At 72.1% G+C, this 14557-nt stretch carries 13 protein-coding genes; 4 read left to right on the top strand and 9 right to left on the bottom strand.

Features of this window, described 5'->3' with window-relative positions:
• Window positions 1–10 precede the first annotated feature (10 nt).
• Complete coding sequence (locus DPM19_RS15420) at window positions 11–1411, bottom strand: sigma 54-interacting transcriptional regulator (RefSeq protein ID WP_111868013.1); 1401 nt, start codon at window positions 1409–1411, stop codon at window positions 11–13.
• A 144-nt stretch (window positions 1412–1555) separates the two neighbouring features.
• On the opposite strand from DPM19_RS15420, the gene DPM19_RS15425 reads away from it, so the two are divergent.
• From DPM19_RS15425 to ilvA, 3 genes are all read left to right on the top strand, one after another.
• A complete protein-coding gene (locus tag DPM19_RS15425) occupies window positions 1556–2743 on the top strand; it encodes an FIST signal transduction protein (protein WP_111868016.1) in 1188 nt (395 codons plus the stop codon).
• Entirely contained in the window at window positions 2740–3678 is a 939-nt protein-coding gene (locus DPM19_RS15430; protein WP_111868018.1) for an ROK family protein, read from the top strand. The genes DPM19_RS15425 and DPM19_RS15430 overlap by 4 nt, the downstream gene beginning before the upstream one ends.
• A gap of 81 nt (window positions 3679–3759) precedes the next feature.
• Window positions 3760–4944 (top strand): threonine ammonia-lyase, encoded by a 1185-nt coding sequence (gene ilvA, locus DPM19_RS15435; protein ID WP_233510182.1) that lies wholly within the window; start codon window positions 3760–3762, stop codon window positions 4942–4944.
• 46 nt (window positions 4945–4990) lie between these two features.
• On the opposite strand, the gene DPM19_RS15440 is transcribed toward ilvA, so the two are convergent.
• From DPM19_RS15440 to hppD, 6 genes are all read right to left on the bottom strand, one after another.
• The gene (locus DPM19_RS15440) at window positions 4991–6409 is read right to left on the bottom strand and encodes a M1 family metallopeptidase (protein WP_111868023.1); all 1419 of its coding nucleotides are present in this window, start codon (window positions 6407–6409) and stop codon (window positions 4991–4993) included.
• A 107-nt stretch (window positions 6410–6516) separates the two neighbouring features.
• Complete coding sequence (locus tag DPM19_RS15445; protein WP_233510187.1) at window positions 6517–7911, bottom strand: M1 family metallopeptidase; 1395 nt, start codon at window positions 7909–7911, stop codon at window positions 6517–6519.
• On the bottom strand, window positions 7905–9296 hold the full coding sequence (locus DPM19_RS15450; RefSeq protein WP_199485102.1) for a M1 family metallopeptidase: 1392 nt from the start codon (window positions 9294–9296) through the stop codon (window positions 7905–7907). Before DPM19_RS15450 ends, DPM19_RS15445 begins: the two co-directional genes overlap by 7 nt.
• Before the next feature lie 88 nt (window positions 9297–9384).
• A complete protein-coding gene (locus DPM19_RS15455) occupies window positions 9385–10899 on the bottom strand; it encodes a M1 family metallopeptidase (RefSeq protein WP_111868025.1) in 1515 nt (504 codons plus the stop codon).
• A gap of 47 nt (window positions 10900–10946) precedes the next feature.
• On the bottom strand, window positions 10947–11555 hold the full coding sequence (locus DPM19_RS15460) for an RDD family protein (protein WP_111868028.1): 609 nt from the start codon (window positions 11553–11555) through the stop codon (window positions 10947–10949).
• A 66-nt stretch (window positions 11556–11621) separates the two neighbouring features.
• A complete protein-coding gene (gene hppD / locus DPM19_RS15465; RefSeq protein ID WP_111868030.1) occupies window positions 11622–12713 on the bottom strand; it encodes a 4-hydroxyphenylpyruvate dioxygenase in 1092 nt (363 codons plus the stop codon).
• A 143-nt stretch (window positions 12714–12856) separates the two neighbouring features.
• Here hppD and DPM19_RS15470 point away from each other — a divergent pair, with 143 nt between their 5' ends.
• Entirely contained in the window at window positions 12857–13324 is a 468-nt protein-coding gene (locus tag DPM19_RS15470; RefSeq protein WP_111868033.1) for an Lrp/AsnC family transcriptional regulator, read from the top strand.
• 83 nt (window positions 13325–13407) lie between these two features.
• Here DPM19_RS15470 and greA read toward each other — a convergent pair whose 3' ends face one another.
• Window positions 13408–13908: a transcription elongation factor GreA gene (greA, locus tag DPM19_RS15475; RefSeq protein ID WP_111868036.1), complete on the bottom strand. Its 501-nt coding sequence runs from the start codon at window positions 13906–13908 to the stop codon at window positions 13408–13410.
• Between the two features lie 213 nt (window positions 13909–14121).
• Window positions 14122–14511: a DUF4307 domain-containing protein gene (locus DPM19_RS15480; RefSeq protein ID WP_111868038.1), complete on the bottom strand. Its 390-nt coding sequence runs from the start codon at window positions 14509–14511 to the stop codon at window positions 14122–14124.
• Window positions 14512–14557: the final 46 nt, after the last annotated feature.

A 14557-nucleotide genomic window follows, 5' to 3' on the forward strand; every position in this document is an offset into this window, starting at 1 on the left:
ATGGGCTCCCTCAGGTGCGGTAGGTGCTGGTGGTGCCGGTGTCGTCCTTGGACAGCCGCCGGGTGAGGAACAGGCCCTCCAGGACGAACTCCAGCGCGGCCGCGGCCTGCCCGGGGGAGTCGCCGCCCATGTCCAGCCGTTCCATGATCTTGGCGAGCCCGGGGACCTTGCCGACCCGGTGCAGCAGCTCGGCCGAGGGCACCAGCTCGCCGGACTCCACCGACTCGCCCGCGTCGAACTTGTCCAGCAGCCCGGACAGGTCGGCGGCGCCCAGCCGGCGCCGGTAGGTCTCGGCGACGGCCCGGCGCAGCAGGTGCTCCAGCACCTCCTGCTCGCGGCCCTCCTCGCTGACCTCGAACTCGACCTTGCCCATCAGCGCGGGGACCACGGGGGGCAGGTCGCAGACCCGGGCCACCGGGCGCTCCTCACCGGTCAGCGCGGCCCGGCGCAGCGCGCCCGCGGCGACCGTCTCGGTGCCGGCGATGGAGAACCGGGCGGACACGCCGGAGCGGGCGTCCACCGCGGTCGACTCGCGGACCAGCCGGGTGAACCGGGCGATCACCTCGATCAGGTGGTCGGGCACCTCGGCGCCCATCCCGTCGAGCTCGGCCTCCTGCTTGATCAGCTCCAGTTCGAGGTCCAGCGTCAGCGGGTAGTGGGTGCGGATCTCGGCGCCGAACCGGTCCTTGAGCGGGGTGATGATGCGGCCCCGGTTGGTGTAGTCCTCGGGGTTGGCGCTGGCGATCAGCAGGACGTCGAGCGGCAGCCGCAGCGCGTACCCGCGGACCTGGACGTCGCGTTCCTCCAGCACGTTGAGCAGCGCCACCTGGATGCGCTCGGCCAGGTCGGGCAGCTCGTTGATGGAGAAGATGCCCCGGTTGGCGCGCGGCACCAGGCCGAAGTGGACCGTCTCGGGGTCGCCCAGGGTACGGCCCTCGGCCACCTTGATCGGGTCGATGTCGCCGATCAGGTCGCCCACGCTGGTGTCGGGGGTGGCCAGCTTCTCGCCGAACCGCTCGTCGCGGTGCCGCCACTCCACCGGCAGGTCCTCGTCCAGCTCGGCGGCGAGCCGCCGGCAGCGCACGCAGACGGGGGCGTAGGGGTGGTCGTTGATCTCGCATCCGGCGACCACCGGGGTCCATTCGTCCAGCAGCCCGACGACGGTACGGATCAGCCGGGTCTTGCCCTGGCCGCGCTCGCCCAGCAGGACGAGGTCGTGCCCGGCGAGCAGCGCCCGCTCCAGGTGGGGCAGCACGGTCTCGTCGAACCCGACGATCCCCGGGAAACGCGGCTCGCCCCCCCTCAGCCGGGCGAGCAGGTTCTCCCGCAACTCGGCCTTGACCGTCCGGCGCGTGTGGCCGGCGGCGCGCAGTTCCCCGACCGTGGTCTCTCGCGGAGTGGATTCAAGCACGCGATCGACACTACGTCGCGAACCCCCCGGATGGCACCCCGCCCCAGGCGGAGATCGTTTTTTGGGCGACGGGTTGGGGCGGACGGCCGGGCCGGGGGAGAATCGGAGTATGGCCCGACGTAGCTGTTCCGAGGGAGGGCGCCGATGAGCCGGTTCGGTGATGGCCTGGCGCTCGGTCCCGACCTGCCGGGGGCGGTCGAGTCGGCCGTCGGGCAGGCCACCGCGCCGCTGCGCGCCGCGCCCGACCTGCTGTGCGTGTTCATCGCGTCCGACGACCCGGCGGCGGTCGAGCGCGCGGCGTACCACGCGCTGCGGATCGCGGACGCCCGAGTGATCATCGGGTGCAGCGCCAGCGGGGTGATCGGCGGAGACCGGGGCGAGGAGGAGCACAGCGCGGTCAGCGCCTGGGCGGCGGTGCTGCCGGAGGCCCGGCTGGACCCGTTCCGGCTGGAGACCCTCAAGACCGACGACCGGCTGGTGGTGGTCGGCATGCCGGAGGGCTACGCCGACGACGTGGCGGGGGTGCTGCTGGCCGACCCGTTCACCTTCCCGGTCGACGCGTTCGTCGAGCGCTCCGGCGAGGCCCTGTCCGGGCTGCCGCTGGTCGGCGGGCTCGCCGGGGGCGAGCAGCGGGGCGAGCCCCGGCTGTTCGTCGGCGGCACCGAGTGGGACGGCCCCGCCGAGGTGCTCGACGCGGGCGCGGTCGGGGTGGTCCTGGGCGGCCCGGTCGTCGCGGCGACCCTGGTCAGCCAGGGGGCCCGGCCGATCGGCCCGAACATGGCGGTCACCCGGGCCAGCGACAACGTGGTGTACGAGCTGGCCGGCACCCCGGCGCTGGACAAGCTGGAGGAGATCGTCCTGACCCTCCCCGACGACGAGCGGGAGCTCGCCGCGCGCGGGCTGCTCATCGGGGTGGCCATGGACGAGTACGCCGAGGAGCACGAGCAGGGCGACTTCCTGGTCCGCGGGGTGGTCGGCGCCGACGCCGACAGCGGCGCCATCGCGATCGGCGACGTGGTGGAGATCGGGCGCACGGTGCGCTTCCAGGTGCGCGACGCCGAGGCGGCCGACGAGGACCTCGGCCGGCTGCTGGAACGTTTCGACCTGTCGGTGGAGGGCGCGTTGCTGTTCTCCTGCAACGGCCGCGGGCAGGCGATGTTCGGCGGCTCCGACCACGACGTGCGGATGCTCCGCGACGGCCTGGGCGTGGAGGGGGTCGGCGGCTTCTTCGCCTCCGGCGAGATCGGCCCGGTGGGCGGGCGCAACCATGTCCACGGCTTCACCGCCGCGATCCTCGCCTTCGGCCCCGCCGACGGTTTCGGCGCGGCGTGACCGCACCCGCCCTCGCGATCGACATCGGGGGAACGAAGCTGGCCGCGGGGCTGGTGGACCCCGACGGGCGGGTGCTCGCCCACGGCCGGGTCGCGACGCCGGCCGCCGGCCCCACCACGGACGCCGAGACGCTGTGGCGGGCGCTGGAGGGGCTGCTCGCCGAGTACGACGGGCCCGCCCTCGCGGGGGTGGGGGTGGGCTGCGGCGGGCCGATGGTGTGGCCGGCGGCCGAGGTCTCGCCGCTGAACATCCCGGCCTGGCGCGGTTTCCCGCTGCGGGCGCGGCTGCGCGCCCGGTTCCCCGGGCTGCCGGTGCGGGTCCACAACGACGCGGTCTGCGTGGCGGTGGGGGAGCACTGGCGGGGCGCGGGCCGGGGGCATGTGGACGTGCTGGGCATGGTCGTCTCGACCGGGGTGGGCGGCGGCCTGATCCTCGGCGGCCGGCTGATCGACGGGGCCGGTGGCAATGCCGGGCATATCGGGCACGTGGTGGTCGATCCGGTGGGGCCGCCGTGCGAGTGCGGCGGGCGCGGCTGCCTGGAGGCGATCGCCCGCGGGCCGGGGCTGGTGGCCTGGGCGCTGGCGGCGGGCTGGCGGCCGGACCGGGTCGAGCCGACGGGGGCGGACCTGACCGCCGACGCCCGCCGCGGCGATCCGGTGGCGGTCGCGGCGCTGCGCCGGGCCGGCCGGGCGCTCGGGGTCGCGATCGCCTCGGCGACGCACCTGTGCGATTTCGGGGTGATCGCGGTGGGGGGCGGCCTCTCGCAGGCCGGGGCGCTGCTGTTCGATCCGCTGGCCGAGGCGTTCGACGAGCACGCCCGGATGGACTTCGCCCGCCGGGCGCGGATCGTTCCTGCCGAGCTCGGCCAGACCGCGGGCCTGGTCGGTGCCGCCGCCCTGATCCACGTCCCGGAGCGCTACTGGAATCCCTCCTGAGACCGCTCAGGGAGGGATGATCCGGGTACATCCGGCGCGGGGTGACAGACTGCGAGGGTGGAAACGGTCGGGATTGCGGAGGTGCGAGCGGCGGACGCGCTGCTCGACGGGGTGGCGATCACCACTCCGCTGTTGCATTCGTGGGCGCTGTCGGACGCGATGGGCGGCCCTGTCTACCTGAAGTGCGAGAACGTGCAGCGCACCGGATCATTCAAGATCCGGGGGGCCTATACGCGGATCGCGGGGCTGAGCCCGGAACAGCGGTCCCGGGGCGTGGTGGCCGCCAGTGCGGGCAACCACGCCCAGGGCGTGGCGCTGGCCGCCGCGTTGCTCGGCTCCCGGGCGACGGTCTTCATGCCCCAGGGGGCGCCGCTGCCCAAGGTCGCCGCCACCCGGGCGTACGGCGCCGAGGTGATCTTCCACGGCCTCACCGTGGACGACTGCCTGGTCGCCGCCCAGGAGTTCGCCGATGAGCACGGCGCGGTCTACATCCACCCGTTCGACCACCCGGACATCGTGGCCGGTCAGGGCACCATCGGCCTGGAGATCCTGCGCCAGTGCCCCGAGGTGAGCACGATCGTCACCGCGGTCGGCGGCGGCGGGCTGGTGGGCGGCCTGGCCGCGGCGGTCAAGCCCGAGCGGCCCGATGTGAAGATCATCGGAGTGCAGACCAAGCGCGTCGCCTCGTTCCCCGCCTCGCTGGCGGCCGGGCGCCCGGTCTCGGTGGAGGTCGGCCCCACCATGGCCGACGGCATCGCGGTGGGCCGGCCCGGCGAGCTGACCTACCGGCTGGTGGACGAGCTCGTCGACGCCGTCGTCAAGGTGTCGGAGGAGTCGATCTCGCAGGCCCTGCTGCTCTGCTTGGAGCGCGCCAAGCAGGTGGTGGAGCCGGCCGGGGCGGCGGCCGTGGCCGCGCTGCTGGAGCACTCCTACGCGTTCCGGCCGCCGGTGGTGGCGGTGCTGTCGGGCGGCAACATCGACCCGCTGCTGCTGTCCAAGGTGCTGCGGCACGGGCTGGCCGGCGCGGGCCGCTACCTGGTGGCCCGCTGCCGCCTCACCGACCGCCCCGGCGCCCTGGTGACGCTGCTGACCGAGCTGGCGGAGCTGGAGGTGAACGTCCTGGACGTCATGCACGAGCGGGTGGTGGCCCGCCTGCACGTCGAGGAGGTCGAGGTGCTGATGCACCTGGAGACCCGCGGCCCCGACCACTCCGAGGAGGTTCTGGCCCGGCTGAAGGAGCAGGGGTACGTCCTCACCCTCGGCTGACCGGCCCCGGGCGCCCCGCCACCGGGGCGCCCGGGCGGTCGGGATCTCACAGGGCGGGCTTGCCCGCAGTGAAGATCCACTTCTTGAAGAGGTCGTCGAGCTGCCGCCCGGACACCTTCTCGCTGTGCCGGATGAAGTCGGCGGTGTCGACCGAGCCGTACCGGTTCCAGGCGGCCCAGTCCCTGATCAGCTTGAAGAAGACCTTGTCGCCGAGTTCGCGGCGCAGGGCGTGCAGGGTCATCGCGCCGCGGTCGTAGACCAGGGAGCCGTAGATGTTGTCCCGGCCCGGGTCCGCGACCACGCCCTGCCAGACGTCGGCGTCCGGGCCCTGGGCGTAGACCTCCTGGAAGGTGGCCTCCGCGCTCTGCCCCTCGAACCGCTCGGCGTACAGCCACTCGGAGTAGGTCGCGAAGCCCTCGTTCAGCCAGATGTCCTTCCACCGCTTGGGCGACACGCTGTTGCCGTACCACTGGTGGGCGAGCTCGTGCGTGACCAGCCCGGGGGACGGGTTGACGCCCGGCCGCCCCGCCCGGTCGTACACCGGCCGGCCCTGGGTCTCCAGCGCGTAGTGCACCCCGGCGTCGTCGACGATGCCGCCGGTGGAGCCGAACGGGTACTTGCCGAACAGCGAAGCGGCCCAGTCGTTGACCTTGGCGGTGAGCTGGAAGAACTCCGTGCCCTGCGCGGGCGCGGTGTCGAGCGCCGTGTCGATCGCGGTGATGCTCGGCGTGCCCGCGGGGGTGCGTCCCTTGGTCACGTTGAACTTCCCGATCGCCAGCATGGCCAGCGAGCTGATCATCGGCTGGTTCATCTTCCAGCGCGACACGGTCTGGCCCTTGTAGCCGTAGGACCCGGCGAAGTCGCCGTTGGCCAGTGAGGTCAGCCCCGCCGGGGTGGTCAGCGTGTAGGAGTAGGTCGCCTTGTCCAGCGGGGTGTCGTTGACGGGCATCCAGGTGGCGGTGCCGAACGGCTGGTTGAGCGCCACCGCGCCATCGCTGGTCGCCACCCAGCCGGACGTGCCCAGCGTCGGGTCGTCGATCCGCTTGGGCACGCCGGAGTAGGCCACGGTCACGGTGAACCAGGAGTTCCGGCGCAGCCCCCGGGCCGGGGTGATCACCAGTTCCTGGGCGCCGGTCCGGGTGAACTTGGCCTTCTTGCCGTCCACCGTCAGCCCGTCGACGTTCAGCGGGCCGAGGAAGTCGAGGTTGAACCGTGACAGGTGCTGCGTCGCGCGCGCCTTGATCTTGGTGACGGCCGTGATGCCCCTGCTGGTCGCGTCGTACTTCAGGGCCAGGTCGTAGTGGGCGACGTCGTAGCCGCCGTTGCCCATGTCGGGGAAGTAGGGGTCGCCCGCGCCCGGCGCGCCCGGGGTGAACCCGTGCGTCGCCTGGGCGGGTGTCGCGGTGAGGACGAGGCCCGCGGCGGTGATCGCCGCGACGGCCAGATTACGGGTGGCGTTGCTCATTCGACCTCATCTGGGAGATGGCACATCGCCCCTCAAGCTGGCACCGTCGTGATCGGCGGCGCAAGCGCGATTCGGTCTCAGCTCTGCAAGGGCGGTTGCGCGGGCGTTCACGAGCCCCCGCGCAGGGCCGGCTTGCGCGGGACGTACAGCCAGTCCTGGAACAGGTCGGCCAACCGCTTGCCCGACACCTCCTCGGCCAGCGCGGTGAAGTCGGCGATGGCCGCGTTGCCCCCGGCGTACCGGGCGGTCCAGGCGCGCAGGATGCGGAAGAACGTCTCGTCGCCCGCGACCCGGCGCAGCTCGTGCAGGGCCATCGCCCCGCGGACGTAGACCGGGAACTGCGCGAACATCCCGGCCCGCCCGGGATCGCCGGGCGGGATCCGCCAGGCGGGGTCGCCAGCCGACCGGGAGTACGCGGAGTCGAAGGCCCGCTGCGCGCTCCGGCCGCCGTTCCGCTCGGCGTACAGCCACTCGGCGTAGGTCGCGAAGCCCTCGTTCAGCCAGATGTCCTTCCACCGCTTGGGCGACACGCTGTCGCCGAACCACTGGTGCGCCAGCTCGTGCACCACCAGGTCGGTCGAGAAGCGCTCGGGGTAGACCGGCCGGTCCTGCGTCTCCAGCGCGTAGTCGACCTTCACGTCGTCGAGGACACCACCGGACGAGCCGCCCGGGTACGGCCCGAAGAGCCCGACACCCCAGTCGGTCACCCGCTGGGTGATCCGGTGGAACGCGGCGGCGTCCCGCCGGTACAGGGGGTCCACCGCGGTGATCGTGCGGATCCCGCCGGGCGTGTTCGTGTCGGTGATCTGGTAGCGGCCGATGCCCACCATCGCGAGGTAGCTGGCCATCGGCCGCTCCGACCGCCAGCGGTGGACGCCCGCCCGGGCCGGCACCGGCTCGCCGTTGGACACCACCCGCAGCCCCTTGGGCACGACCATCCGGATGTCGTAGACCGCCTTGTCACTCGGGTGGTCGTTGACCGGGAACCAGGTCGCCGACCCGACCGGCTGCGACAGGGTCACCGCGCCGTCCCGGGTGCGCAGCCAGCCGGCGGTGCCCAGGATCGGGTCGTTCAGCCGCCGCGGGACACCGCCATAGCGCACCGTGACGGTGAACAGGTCGCCCCGGGGGATGCCGACCGCCGGCGTGACCGTCAGCTCCCCGCCGGCCCGGCGGTGCGTGGCGGCCCGCCCGCCGACCTGGACGGAGCCGACGTCCAGCCCGACCAGGTCCAGGTTGAACCGCGACAGGTCCTGGGTCGCCGCGGCGGTGATCTCGGCCCGCCCGGTCAGCCGCCCACTCCTCGGGTTGTAGGCCAGGTCGAGCGCGTACCGGTGGACGTCGTAGCCGCCGTTGCCCGCCATCGGCAGGTAGGAGTCGCCGGCCCCCGCGGCACCCGGGGCGAACTGGATCCGGGTGGCGACGGCCGGGATGGCCGGAACGGAACAGGCCGTCAGCAGGACGGCGGCGGCCAGGACGGACCGCGGAGTCGTGTTCACCACGAGCGGGGCTTTCCCTTCGTGTAGAGCCAGACCTGGAACAGCCGGTCGAGGTCCTTGCCGGAGACCCGCTCGGCGAGGGCGATGAACTGGCGGGTGTCGGCGTTGCCGTGCCGGTGCTCGGCCGCCCAGCCGCGCAGGATGGCGAAGAACGCCCGGTCGCCCACCCGCTCGCGCAGCGCGTGCAGGGTCATCGCCCCCCGGATGTAGACCGAGAAGCCGAACATGTGCTTGCGGCCGGGCCGCCCGGGCGGCGGCGCGAAGATCGCCGAGCGGGCCGGCTGGCGGTGGTAGCTGCGGAAGAGCCGCTTGGCCGCGTTCTTGCGGGTGCGCTCCCGCCACAGCCACTCGGCGTAGGTGGCGAACCCCTCGTTCAGCCAGATGTCCGGCCAGGTCCGGGGCGTCACGCTGTTGCCGAACCACTGGTGCGCCAGCTCGTGGACGATGAAGTCGGCGTCGGGGACCAGCCCCGCGTACACCGGCCGCTCCTGCGTCTCCAGCGCGTAGTCCAGCCGCGGGTCGTCGATCACGCCGCCGGCCGTCATGAACGGGTACGGCCCGAAGATCTTGCGCTGCCAGTTCAGCACCTTGACCGTGGTCTGGTGCAGCGGCGCGGCCGACTTGGCGAAGCGCGGGTCCACGGCGGTGATGACGGGGATCGGTCCGGCCTTGCCGTGCCGTGTCTGGAACCTGCCGATCGCGACCATCGCCAGGTAGCTGGCCATCGGCAGCCGCTCCCGCCACACGTAGGTGGCGGAGCCGTTCTGCCGGGTCACCGGGCCCGGCTCCCCGTTGGCCACCACCTGGAGGCGGTCGGGCGCGGTGACCCGGAACTCGTAGGTGGCCTTGTCACTCGGATGGTCGTTGACCGGCAGCCAGGTGGGCGTGCCGTCCGGCTCGGACAGTGTGAGGGCGCCGTCCGCGGTGCGGATCCAGCCGTAGGTGCCCAGCTCGCCGTCGTGCAGTGACCGGGGCACGCCCGAGTACCGCACCACGGTGGTGAACTCCTTGCCGCGGCGCGGCGCGGACGCCGGGGTGACGGTGAGCTCCTGGCCGCTGCGCCGGTGCCTGGCCCTGGCCCCGTCGACCGTGACCGAAGCGATCTTCGGGCCGCGGTAGTCGAGGTTGAAGGCGGGCAGTTTCCGGTCGGCCCGGGCCTTGATCGTCGCGGTGGCGTCGATGTGGCCGTCCACGGGCCGGAAGGTCAGCGCCACGTCGTAGTGGAGGACGTCGTAGCCGCCGTTGCCGGCGGACGGGAAGTACGGGTCGCCGGCGCCGGGCCCGCCGGGCGCCTGGACGCGGAGCGCCCCGGCGGCGGCGGGGTCAAGGGCCAGGAGCGTCGCCGCGGCGGCGACCGCCGTGGTGGCGCGTTGCAAAGACCGGTTCACCCGGCCCACCCTGACCGGGCGGGATCATGGACACACCGTGCCGTGCCGGGGCCTTACCGACTGCTGACCCTGCTTTCAATCCCCGGCGTCAGTAGTTGGCGGGACGACCCCGCTGGTAGAGCCACTTGTCGAAGAAAGAGTCGAGCTGCTGCCCGGAGACCCGCTCGGCCACCGCGATGAACTGCGGGGTGGTGGCGTTGCGGTGCCGGTAGTCCTTGGCCCACGCCCGCAGGATGTCGAAGAACTTGTCGTCGCCGACCTTGGTGCGCAGCGCGTGCAGCGTCATGGCGCCCCGGTCGTACACCGCCCGGTCGAACATCTGGCCGCGGCCCGGGTTGCCCGGCGGGACGTCCCACAGCTGGCGGTTGCCGGCCTGCGCGTAGAGCTGGTCGAACTTGGCCTGGAGCGGCGCCACGCCGCGCCGGTCGTCCCACATCCAGTCGGCGTACGAGGCGAAGCCCTCGTTCAGCCAGATGTCCTTCCAGGAGGTGATGCTCACGCTGTCGCCGAACCACATGTGCGCGATCTCGTGCGCGACGATCGACTCGGGGGCGCCGAACGACCCGTACACCGAGCGGGTCTGCGTCTCCAGGGCGAAGCCCACGTCGGCGTTGTCGACCAGCCCGCCGGTGGAGCCGAACGGGTAGGGGCCGAACAGCTTCACCCAGGCGTCGGTGATCTCGGCGTTCTTGGCGTGGAAGGCGTCGATGTCGACGCCCCTGACCTCGGGGTCCACGGCCGTGATGTTGAGGATGCCGCCCGGGGTGCGGCTCTGCCGCACCTCGAACCGGCCCACGTTCACGGTGGCCAGGTAGGGGGCCATCGGTTCCCGGACCCGCCAGGTGTTGGTGGTCTCCAGCCGGTGGCCGATGGGGACGGCCGATCCTGTCCGGCTGGGGGCCGGGGACGGGACCGGGGAGGCGCCGCCGGTGGAGGCGACCGGCTTGTCCGGCTCGCCGTTGGCGATGGCGGTCAGGTTGTCCGGCACGGTGACGGTGAACGCGAAGGTGGCCTTGTCGCTGGGGTGGCTGTTGGCCGGGTACCAGGTGTGCGCGCCGCTGGGCTGGCAGGCGACGAAGACGCCGTCCGGGGTGCGGATCCAGCCGTACCGGCCCAGCAGCGGGTCGCTGACCGGCTGGGGGGTGCCGGAGTAGGCCACCCGGACCGTGAACTTCGCGTTCTTGGCCAGCCGCTTGGCCGGGGTGATCACGAGTTCGTTCTCGGCCCGCTCGAACCGGGCGGCGGCGCCGTCGACCTTGACGTCGCCGACGTTCAGCCCGGACAGGTCGAGGTTGAACCGGGCCAGGTCCTGGGTGGCGGTGGCGCTGATGTCGGCGACGCCGTCGAGTTCCTTGGCCGGGTCGCCCGGGGTGATGCGCAGCTTCAGGTCGTAGTGCTGCACGTCGTACCCGCCGTTGCCGTCCCCGGGGGTGTAGGCGTCGCCGACCCCGGGCGCGCCGACATCACCGGCGGCGGGCTGGGAGAAGCCGGGGGACGTGGGCGGACCATCTCCGCCGGCGCCGGGTTGGCACGCCGTCAGGCTCGCGAACACGAGCAGGCCGGCGGCGGCCCGAGGGGCGATACGGGAACTTCCGGCCGTCATCACGGACACAGCCTGCCTTGAGTGCGGCAGAACGGGCAACTCGGAGCCTACCGGCCGGCGTACGGGTCGGGGCGGGCGCCGGCCCGCTCGACCACCGTCCGGGCCGCCTTGTCGTGCAGGGCCTGCCTGCGCCGATCCCACAGGATCCAGGCCACGTCGATGAGGAAGAAGCAACTGCAGAAACCTCCCAGCACGGTGTAGACCGCGGCCCGCAGCAGCGCCTGGGAGTTGTCGACCGGGCCCCCGTCCACCGCGCGCACCACCCGGATGCCCAGCAGCCGCTTGCCGAGCGTCTGCCCCCACCGGGCGTGCAGCAACCAGAAGTAGAGCAGGGCGAGCACCACGCCGATCAGGGTGGCGGCCCACTGCCCAGTGGGGACGTAGACGGTGTCGGCGTCCGGGGCGCGGACCACCCTGCCCCAGTCGATGAAGGGCAGCGAGAGCAGGGCCGTCGCGGCGCTCAGCAGGATGCCGTCCACGATCGCCGCGCCCAGCCGGGCCCAGCGGCTCGCCAGCCCGGCGGCCGGATCGGGGTAGGCGGGCACCTCCCCGTACGGCCGCCACCCGTACGGGTCTCCGGGCGGAGTCCCGTACGGGGGCGGCTGGCCGGGCGGCTGCTGCCAGGGCTGGTCGCCGGGTTGCGGCGGTTGCGTCATGACCGTTGCATTGATCTCGCGGTCATCCGCCAAACCCGGCCGGGCAGGGGTTTTGCCCGGTTCGGATCAAAGGTTTCCGCGGCGCTCCTGCTCCCGCTCGATCGCCTCGAACAGGGCCTTGAAGTTGCCCTTGCCGAAGCCCTGGGAGCCGTGCCGCTCGATCAGCTCGAAGAACACCGTGGGCCGGTCCTGCACGGGCTTGGTGAAGATCTGCAGCAGGTAGCCCTCCTCGTCGCGGTCGACCAGGATCCGGCGGCTGCGCAGCTCCTCGACCGGCACCCGGACCTGCCCGATCCGGGCGCGCAGCTCGGGGTCGTCGTAGTAGGAGTCGGGGGTGTTCAGGAACTCGACGCCGGCCGCGCGCATCCCGTCCACCGCGGCGAGGATGTCGTCGGTGGCCAGCGCGATGTGCTGGACGCCCGGGCCGCCGTAGAACTCCAAGTACTCGTCGATCTGCGACTTGCGCTTGCTCTCCGCGGGCTCGTTCAGCGGGAACTTGACCTTGCGGGTGCCGTCGGCGACGACCTTCGACATCAGCGCCGAGTACTCGGTGGCGATGTCGTCGCCGATGAACTCGGCCATGTCGGTGAAGCCCATGACGCGGTGGTAGAAGTCCGCCCACTCGTCCATCCGCTCGACGTTGCCGACGCAGTGGTCGATCGACGAGAAGAAGGTGTCGCCCGCCTGGACCAGGGGCTCGGCGGCGACGAAGCCGGGCAGGTAGGCGCCGTGGTAGTCGGCGCGGCTGACGAGGGTGTGCCGGGTCTCGCCGTAGGTGGCGATGGCGGCGATGCGCACCTTGCCGTGCTCGTCCTCCAGCGAGTGCGGCTCCTCCAGCCCCTGGGCGCCCTGGGCCAGCGCGTACGCGTACGCGGCCTCCACGTCGGGCACCTCGATCGCCAGGTCGACCACGCCGTCGCCGTGGTCGGCGACGTGCCGGCCCAGCCAGGTGCCGGCGCGGACCGGGCCGCGGAACACGAACCGGGCGGTGCCCGACTCCAGGACGTAGGCGGCCTCGTCGCGGCTGCCGGTCTCGGGTCCCCGGTAGGCGACCAGGCGCATGCCGAACGCGGTGGAGTAGAAGTGTGCTGCCTGCCGGGCGTTTCCGACGGCGAAGACCACCGCGTCCATGCCGTTGACCGGGAACTCGTCTGCCATCACGGCACCCCTTTCTGAATTCTGTGCCCTCAATCTGGACAGAACCCAACAGAGTGCGCAAGAGACGTTCGATATACTGGACAATCTGTATAGCTGCGGACCGGTTCGCCCGGTCGATCTGTGCATTCTGCTCAGGAGGTGCCATGGACGCGCTCGACGGCCGGCTGATCGAGCTGTTCGCGCGGGAACCGCGGATCGGCGTGCTGGAGGCGTCCCGCCGGCTGTCCGTGGCCCGCGGCACGGTGCAGGCACGGCTCGACCGGCTGGTCGGCGACGGGGTGATCCGCGGCTTCGGCCCGGAGGTCGACCCGGCCGCGCTCGGCTACGGGGTGACCGCCTTCGTCACCCTCCAGATCCGCCAGCCCGGCGGGCACGACCCGGTGGCGGAGCGGCTGGCCCGGATCCCCGAGGTGCTCGAGGCGCACACGATCACCGGCGGGGCCGACATGCTCTGCCGCATCGTGGCGCGCAGCAACGCCGACCTGCAACGGGTGATCGACGGGGTGGTGGCGGTGGACGGGGTGGAGCGGGCGTCCACCGCGATCTCGCTGGCGACCCAGGTGCCCTACCGCACGCTGCCGCTGGTCCGCGCGGCGACCGGTACGGGGTGAACGCGCGGGAAAAAGGAACGGTCCGCCGCGGCGAGCGCGGCGGACCGTTCCGAGGATTCCCGGCCGAGGGGGTTACGAGTGCGTCATGCTCCGGCGTAGGGCGTGGCGTCGATGATCTCGACGGTCATGCTCCGGCCGTTCGGCATCGTGTAGGTGGCCTTCTCGCCCACCTTCTTGCCGTTGATGGCGGCGCCAAGCGGCGACTTGGGCGAGTAGACGTCGATCGGGGAGCCGCTTTCCTCGCGCGAGGCCAGCAGGAAGGTGACCTCCTCGTCATCGCCGGCGAAAGCGATGGTGACGGTCATTCCGGGGCCGACCACGCCATCGGTGCGCGGCGCCTCACCCACCCGGGCGTTCTCCAGGATGTGCTGGAGCTGGAGAATACGGCCCTCGATCTTGCCCTGCTCTTCCTTGGCCGCGTGGTAGCCGCCGTTCTCCCGCAGGTCCCCCTCTTCGCGAGCCGCCTCGATCTTCTGTGCGATCTCGACGCGGCCGCGGCCGGAGAGGTGATCCAGCTCGGACTTGAGCCGGTCATACGCCTCCTGGGTCAGCCAGGTGACGCTGTCGGTGCGGGTATCGGTCACGGGTACTCCTCATCCACACGATTTGCGGCCGGGTGTTTCAATCCTGGACGACCTGGTCAGGGCGTCGTTCCGACACGACGGTGCCGGGTGAAACCTCTAGCCTATCTGGTATGTGAGGGTAAAGGTTCCCCCTCGGTATTACCTGCAATCCGGGAACGGCCCGGGAACTTTCAGCCGGTGGCCCGGCGTTTTCCTATGCCCTTCACGCGCAGTTCATACGCGTCTGCAGTCCTTGACGCGGGCCGCGTTCGCCCGTTTCGTCGTTCGCAGGGTGACGGTCCGTTCCACCTCCGACACGCCCGCCGGTATCACCGTCTCGGTCCGCGCCACTGGGGCGAAGTTCCGGTCGATCGCGTCGAGCACGCACCGCACCGCCCGGTCCTTCGGCTTGGCCACCCGGTACTTGAGCTCGACCGCCGAGTCGTCCAGAATTTTGAACGCGACCGTCTCGGCGGAGATTCCCGGGGTGCGGCCGGCATTGGCCATCACGAAGGCCCATCCGGCGGCGGCCACCGCCACCACCAGGCCGATCACCACATAACCGAGCCGGCCCCGGCGCGGTCCCGTCTCGGTGTCGGCGCTGGTCGTCGGTGCGGGAGTCATCGTGGGAATCTCCGTGCGGGGTGTCGGCGTTGTCAGGGACAATTGT

Origin of the sequence: Actinomadura craniellae (assembly GCF_003289645.1) — a bacterium.
Lineage (GTDB): Bacteria > Actinomycetota > Actinomycetes > Streptosporangiales > Streptosporangiaceae > Actinomadura_D > Actinomadura_D craniellae.

What these genes read in the sequence shown, in the direction of transcription:
- DPM19_RS15425 (WP_111868016.1), top strand. Translation starts at nt 1,556, where the DNA reads ATGAGCCGGTTCGGTGATGGCCTGGCGCTCGGTCCCGACCTGCCGGGG.
- DPM19_RS15440 (WP_111868023.1), bottom strand. Translation starts at nt 6,409, where the DNA reads ATGAGCAACGCCACCCGTAATCTGGCCGTCGCGGCGATCACCGCCGCG.
- DPM19_RS15455 (WP_111868025.1), bottom strand. Translation starts at nt 10,899, where the DNA reads ATGACGGCCGGAAGTTCCCGTATCGCCCCTCGGGCCGCCGCCGGCCTG.
- DPM19_RS15460 (WP_111868028.1), bottom strand. Translation starts at nt 11,555, where the DNA reads ATGACGCAACCGCCGCAACCCGGCGACCAGCCCTGGCAGCAGCCGCCC.
- hppD (WP_111868030.1), bottom strand. Translation starts at nt 12,713, where the DNA reads ATGGCAGACGAGTTCCCGGTCAACGGCATGGACGCGGTGGTCTTCGCC.
- DPM19_RS15470 (WP_111868033.1), top strand. Translation starts at nt 12,857, where the DNA reads ATGGACGCGCTCGACGGCCGGCTGATCGAGCTGTTCGCGCGGGAACCG.
- DPM19_RS15480 (WP_111868038.1), bottom strand. Translation starts at nt 14,511, where the DNA reads ATGACTCCCGCACCGACGACCAGCGCCGACACCGAGACGGGACCGCGC.